Source organism: Siphonobacter sp. BAB-5385 (assembly GCF_002261125.1).
Lineage (GTDB): Bacteria > Bacteroidota > Bacteroidia > Cytophagales > Spirosomataceae > Siphonobacter.
Map to the genome: position 1 here is coordinate 32,499 of NZ_NMPS01000146.1, position 7,038 is coordinate 39,536.

General features: G+C 50.3%; 4 protein-coding genes. 1 reads left to right on the forward strand and 3 read right to left on the reverse strand.

The features are described 5' to 3' along the window. Window positions 1–72 precede the first annotated feature (72 nt). From BWI93_RS13905 to BWI93_RS13915, 3 genes are all read right to left on the reverse strand, one after another. Entirely contained in the window at window positions 73–2,109 is a 2,037-nt protein-coding gene (locus BWI93_RS13905; RefSeq protein WP_369679156.1) for an ATP-binding protein, read from the reverse strand. After that, complete coding sequence (locus tag BWI93_RS13910) at window positions 2,037–3,719, reverse strand: PAS domain S-box protein (RefSeq protein WP_255157874.1); 1,683 nt, start codon at window positions 3,717–3,719, stop codon at window positions 2,037–2,039. Before BWI93_RS13910 ends, BWI93_RS13905 begins: the two co-directional genes overlap by 73 nt. Window positions 3,720–3,937: 218 nt before the next feature. Then, window positions 3,938–4,468 carry a hypothetical protein gene (locus BWI93_RS13915; protein ID WP_141217462.1) on the reverse strand — a complete coding sequence of 177 codons (531 nt, stop codon included), beginning with the start codon at window positions 4,466–4,468 and terminating at the stop codon, window positions 3,938–3,940. Between the two features lie 753 nt (window positions 4,469–5,221). Between BWI93_RS13915 and BWI93_RS13920 the strand changes: the two genes are divergently transcribed. Then, window positions 5,222–6,670 carry a peroxiredoxin gene (locus tag BWI93_RS13920; RefSeq protein WP_094812286.1) on the forward strand — a complete coding sequence of 483 codons (1,449 nt, stop codon included), beginning with the start codon at window positions 5,222–5,224 and terminating at the stop codon, window positions 6,668–6,670. The last annotated feature ends 368 nt before the right edge of the window (window positions 6,671–7,038 follow it).

Here is a 7,038-nt window from a genome sequence, read left to right on the forward strand (position 1 = left end):
GTTTCCTAATCCTGCTACAACCTTGGAATACGAAGACTGCCACAGTCGATTCATTCACCCGTGGGCAGGTTTTCAATTTTCTTTCAATCGGCTGGTAATGACCTGGATCAGGAGATCCATATTAACGGGTTTCACCAGATGTTCATCGAAACCGGCCTCCTGCGTACGCCGTTTGTCTTTCCATTGTCCGTAACCCGTCAGGGCAATGAGCAACAGGTGTTGCCCCCAGAGTTGTTTTCGGAGTAATCGACAGGTTTCGTAACCGTCGAGTTCGGGCATGCCGATATCGAGCAGAATAACGTCCGGGCGTAGCTGTTCTGCCGCCTGGATTCCTTCCAGACCACTATTCCGCGTGTACACCTCGTAGCCTTTCAGTTCCAGCAACATCCCTAGCGTTAAGGTCGCATCCGGATTATCATCGATGACCAGAATACGGTAACGAACCGTATCTGGCGGCGATGGAGCTATGACAGGAATGGGCGGAGGAGTGGGCAAATAGGGCAGATAAATCGTGAACGTACTGCCCAGCCCCAGCCCGGCACTGTATGCTTCGACGCGTCCTTCGTGTAGTTCGACCAGCCGCCGGACCAGCGTCAGGCCCAGACCCAGACCGCCCTCTGAGCGGGCAACAGAATTGTCAACCTGTACAAAGACCTCGAAAATCGACACCAGCTGATCCGCCGCCAGCCCGATACCATTATCCCGTATCTGGAGTACCACGGCTTGTCCATAGAACACGTCCTCCTGAGTTTTCAGTGTCAGTTCGATCTGTCCATCGACTTTCGTGTATCGAACGCCGTTCATCAGTAAGTTCGTAATGACCTGGCTTAGTCGCAGAGCATCGGCCTCCACCCGAACAGGACTGTCGGGAAGACTCAGGCGTAGCTGGCGACGACGCTCCTGGAATTGAGGACTCACAAGCTGAGCTACTTCCGTGACCAGTTCAACCAGATCCAGCGATTCCTTCTTCAACTCAATTTTACCCTGACTGATGCGACTTACGTCCAGTAAATCATCCACCAGCCGCACCAGGTGGTCCGTTTGCCGGTTCATCATGGTCAGCGTATCCTCCCGTCTCCGATGATCCGTAGTATTTAGCGACAGAATTTGCAGGCCATTGCGAATCGTCGCCATCGGATTACGGAGCTCATGGGCCAGCATGGCCAGAAACTCATCCTTGCGACGATCCGCCTGCTGGAGTGCTTTTTCCGCTTCCTTCCGCTGCGTAATGTTCAGAGCGGCACCGGTTACAAATTGGGCCTGGCCGTTTTCATCCCGCATTACTTTACCCATGTCTTTCAACCAGATGACGGTCCCATCGGGCCATTGTATCCGAAAATCCAGGTTAAACTCCCGTCCCTGCGAAAGGCATAACCGTACCTCTTCCTCCACCATGGCCCGATCATCGGAATAAACGGCATCAATAAACGTCTGTTGCGGAATGATCTGGGTTTCGGGAGATAAACCCAGTAGCTGACTCATACTGGGGTCAAGCATGTTGTCATTCGTCTCCAGCCGATAGTGCCACGTTCCGATTTCTCCCGCGGATAAGGCTAACTGCAACCGTTCTTCGCTATCCCGAAGGGCCTTTTCGACCCGGACGCGTTCGACGACCTCCCAGGTACGCTCGCCCACTTCCCGGATCAATTCCCGTTCTTCGCTGGTCCACGCTCGGGGTTTAGTACTGGCCACTGACAGCACGGAAACCAGTTGCCCGGCTTTAATCAGTGGAACCCCTACAAAAGATTGGACGGCAATGGCCGCGTAGGACGGATGCGTTTCCGGTAACCGGTCATTCGAGCAGAAATCCTGCCCCTGTTGCAGTACTTCCATCAGGGACTGTACCAGACTAAAGGTATACGTTCCGACCAGACTGGCCCCTTTCCCGCGGATGTAATCCCGTTCTACCCGTATCCGCTCCAGCGGCACCTCGATGCGGGCGTAGCAGGTTCGATCTGCCCGTAACTGTTCGCCCAGTAAACGGCAGGCTTCTCCCTCGATTTGAACCGGGTCCGTCAGCGGTCGTAAGGTATCGTTCAGTTTAAGTAAAAAGCTTTGTCGCTCTTCGCTGTTACGCAGGTTTTCTTCCGCTTTTTTACGTAAGCTGATATCGGAGAAAAAACCGCGAACCGCTCCGGACCGTACCCTACGGCCCGCACCTCAAACCAGCGGCCTACGGATGAAGCAAACTGTTCAATGTGCAGGGGTTCCTGCGTTCGCACGACCCGTTCGTACAGCGGTACCGTGGGGTCCATCACGGGTAAGATTTCACTCCGCAAACGACCGACTACTTTTTCATTGGGAATGCCCGAGTGCCGTTCATACGCCGGATTTACTTCCAGGAAACGAAAGTCAACGGCTTCGCCGCCGGGCGTACGAACGAGTTCACAAAGGGCCAGCCCTTCTTCCATGGATTCAAACAGGGTACGTAATTTCTTCTCCGACTGTCTGGACGTTGCTTCGGCTTTGGCTCGTTCGGTAGCAGCCCAGGTACGTTCAGCCGTTTCTTCCAGTAGAGCCAGTTCCTGAGGACTCCAGGCATGTGCTTCCGGGAAATGAATGGTAATCATGGCTACTAACTCCCCTTTTTTGACCAGCGGAATATTCGCCCAGGCCTTGAGGTTGAAGCGTTCATACAGGGTTTTTTGTTCGTCAGAAACGTATTCATCCTCAGACACATTCGTTCGATAACTCATTTTGCCAGAAGTCCACTCCTCGATTACTTCCGGGGCAAAATCAGAGAGCGGGAAACACTTACCTGCCAGGTCTAGCTCACCCGGAACAAAATCCGTAGCAATGACCTCCAGGGTTTTATTGGCAAGAGCCTCCGTATACGAAACCCGGCTGGCCTGCAGGTGTTGTCTGAGTACCCGGATGGCCTCCTGCTGAATGCTCCGGGGTTCGGCCAAATCCCGAATGGCATCGCTTAGTTGCAGCAAAAAGGCTTTTCGTAGCTCACTATCCCGCAGGGCAGCTTCGGCTTTTTTCTGCTCGGTAATGTCGGTATACACCAGAGCGAACTGATCACCTTCCGTGGCGTACACGGAAACTTTGTACCAGCGGCTGGTCTCTTTGAAATAGTGTTCAATCTGAGCGGCCTGCCCGGTATCCACAACCCGACTGTACGCTTCAATCCACCAGTCATCTACCGTAGGAAACAACTCGCGACAGGTATGGCCCAGAGCCTGTTCGATGGGTAAGCCAACCAGTCGTTCAAAGGCAGGATTAATTTCCAGAAACCGAAAATCGATTCCTTTGCCCGTGTCGTCCCGAATCAGTTCCAGTATTTCAAAGCCCTCCTCCATGGAATTGAATAGCTTCTGATACTTATTGGTGGCCTGCTGGGCAATCTCCTGCATCAGTTGCAGATGCTGGTGTTCGATCTCCTTTTTTTCATTGATGTCGATATTGACACCCAGCCACTTTTTTACGGTACCATCGGTGTTAAAAATCCGGGTGGCCCGTACGTTGGTCCAACGCCAGCCTCCGTCGGGTCGCTTCAGGCGGAATTCAGCGTCAACGGATCTATTCTGTGCCACGGCATCCTTCCATTGTTGAAGGGCATAGGGCTGATCGTGAGGATGGACCGCGGTAATCCAGCCCTCGCCCAGCCAGTCTTCCAGACTCTGGCCCGTATAGGCCCGCCAGCTGGGTGAATCACTGACGACCACACCCTGAGCATCGGTCTCCCAGCAGGCCTGGGCGAAGGATTCAATCAGGCTCTGATAGTCCTTCGCGTGGTAGGATGCAGCGAATCGGCAAAGTCAGAGAGGTAAGGGGTAGTCATACATTGGGGGATTGAGTATTGGGCGGTTCATACGCATGAATGATCAGGTCTTTCCTCACGTCAGTGAGGGCATTAGCGGAGCCCTCTTTGTAGGGTAGTATCGGTATTACTTCGACGTATCTCTCCTTAAACGGTTTAGCCTGGCAACCATTATGGGGTATAGCGATCAATTTCAAAACTCCGTACGCTCAACTCCGCATACGGGTCAGACGGTGCATTGGTCAGCAGGGCCAGGTTAAATTTAGCTACATTCGTGAGATCAAGCGGCGTTTCCCCACCCGTAAATGCTGAAAAATAAAGGGTACATGTTCGGTACCGCGAACAGGCCGGAAGCGTACTATGGGGATGCACCCCACCATGCGTACCCGTTTGACGCAACTGTACTACCACCGGCACATTGGCCCTGTACCGGATTCGCACCCACCGGCTCTGGCTTAAATCCACTTTCCTGGCTTCTTCGCCCCAGGGCGTACGGGGGTCGATGGGGAACGAAAGTTCGCCATAGCTTTTCACCTTAAATTTGACGTAGGCTTCTACTCGTCCCCGTTTCCTGACCAATGCCTGCCGCCCCTGCATGGGCTGTAGCTGCTGCGTTTGCTCATCATGTCCGCTTAGCCACTGCGAGAATCCGTCGAGAACCAGCAGAGAGGTAGTTTGAGCCAGCAAAGGACTCGCCTTCACCAGCAAACTCAGGAAAAAAGCAGGAAAATCCGCATGAATGGTTCAACTAGGATATTCGTAACGATGAATAATGGCCCGCTCCGTTTCGCTCAGGTCTTTCCGGTACGCCAGGCAAATCAATCGTTCAGCCCGAAAACCGGGCTCGTTTCCGGATACGTTCGGACGAGCAAAGATTCATTCAGGCGATCATGGCTACGGCTACCAAAGAACGGTAATTATCCTATTACTAAAGAAGGAATTGCGGCGAAAGACCGACCACTCCGGTTAACTGGCTATCATTTGACAACGAGATACGCGTATCATTCCGTACCGTTTCAACCGATCCCGGCTGGAGGTCAGACGCCTATCGGAATCTACACCCGCTATACACCAACCCCTATCCATGCACTTTTTACCCGATACAATCGTTTTTCTGACGCTTTTACTTAGATCAATGCCTGCAATGGATTGATTATTCTTATTCAGAAATGCGGCGGGTCAATTGTGACTAAAAGAGCGAACCTTACATTCCAAACTGCCTGTTCAAATAGAATTCATTAGCTTTTCCCAACGTACTGAAACCCACATTGACTGGGTTATTTCGTAGCTGATGATCAATCCGCTATCTACTACTACCTGGCTCCGGTGCGTTACGTTTTGAGTCAAAATTATTTTCAATACATTAGCGTCTATAGGGATCCGTTCGTAGTTTACAGGCGTACGTATCGCTTATGCCGGGATACGTACTGCGTTCTACTTCTAAACTTCGACTCTATGCGTTTGTATTCCGGACTCCTGGCCCTGTTTGTATGGCTTTGTTTCGCCTGTCATTCATCAGAATCTTCTACTGAATCTACTCTTAAAGAAGGACGGGTAATTCTTCGGGGTAAAATCAAGGCTGCTAAAAATCCCCTTCTGTATTTTCCTGTCACGGAACACTTATACGACATTAAAGAGGATCGTTTACTGACAGAAGGACGCGTAGATCAGGAAGGTAATTTTCTGATTCAATTCGATCTGGATGCTCCCAAAGTTTTGAAAATTTTAGGTCGGGAAGCGTACGTAACGCCGGGCGAAACGGTAGATCTGGCCATTACCATTCAAAAACCCTACGCAGGCTTCGAACGGGTTCTGTGGGAGGTTCAGGCTGACTTTCCGGGCAATTACCTGTATTTTAGTGACACAACCCTTGCTCCCGTCCCTCCCCCACCCAGTCTTTCTGAAAGCAAGGGTGTTAAGAGCCTTTTAGCCCAAAAGCAATCCCTGATGAATCAGCGAGTCAGGGCCGATTCTGCCGTGGATCACTACGCCGGGCAAGCCTTGTCACCCAACTTTCAGCAATGGTTAAAAATGAACAACAAATACCAGTATTTAAGTGCGTTGATGAGCCACCTGCCGATGGAAGACGATGGTACTTTTAAATCGTATCCCGCGGAATATTTACAGGATTTGAAAGATTTTCCCTGGAATACAGATACCCTGTACAGCGGTTTGCCTGATTATTATTACAGTTTATCCGCGTACACCTTCCAGGTACTTGCTCCAAGGAATCTGGATGAGGTCATTCAGCTGATCGATCACCAGTATACCGGTCGTAACCGCGAGTATTTGTATTACGGCGTTATTCTTGAGCATCGCCGCACCCTCTGGGGTATCAAGAATCCGGAAGAATTTAAGCGAACGCGTAAAAATCTTTCGTACCTCTACAATCAGGTCCACGATGAACGGTTTACCTCATTACTGCACCAAATCGATAATGGGATTCCCGCGGAAGTTCCCTTTACGGATTCGGTTAAAAATTTACTCTTGACGGATATTAACGGTAAGGAATTCCAGTTGGGCGAAGTATTGAAACAGGTAAAAACGCCTTTTGTCTACGTAAACTTCTGGGAATCTGAATGTAAGCCTTGCATGGATGATTTTAAATTTTACGAAGACTTCGCCCATTCGGAACTTACCTCCCAAATTACCTACCTGATGTTATCCTCTGATCCGGACGAAAAGCATCATAAATGGGTCAATACCCATTCCCGTTCCAAACTTCCCCAGCAGTTTAGTTACCGGTTTAAAGGCGACGGTTATCAGGTCACCAAACGGGCTTTTAACATTCGAATGCAACCTCGCTATACCATCGTTAATGAAAATAACTTGCTTTTTTTAAATGTTCCCGCCTTGAATCGTTATCAACGGCTCAGTACGTATCTTAAAATAGCCAGTATCTAATGAAATGAACTTTCAGGTTAGATCGTTTGGTTAGTTACTGACCTCAGCCATTGGTTCAGGTTGCTACAGGCCGTAGGGAGATATTGATTCAGGTTTTCTGCTATGCGTCACACTCTGTATTTTTGTTAATGAGTTCACAAGCCCGTCTGTTTACGGACGGGTTATCGTTTATTGCACACCTCAATCCTGCATACCCTGTATATTTGTGTCCATCAGATGACCAGCGCCTAGTGCTCTGGCACTGATTAATTTGCCACCTCTACTAATCCGCCATGATTCAACCAGCCATTCCCAGCAATGAATCCGAACGCTTAGCAGCTTTGGAGGAATACAAGATTATGGATTCCCTGCCCGAAATGGCCTACGAC

Bases quoted from the DNA above. Each gene is read 5' to 3' on its own strand.
- BWI93_RS13920 (WP_094812286.1), top strand. From the start codon at position 5,222: ATGCGTTTGTATTCCGGACTCCTGGCCCTGTTTGTATGGCTTTGTTTC.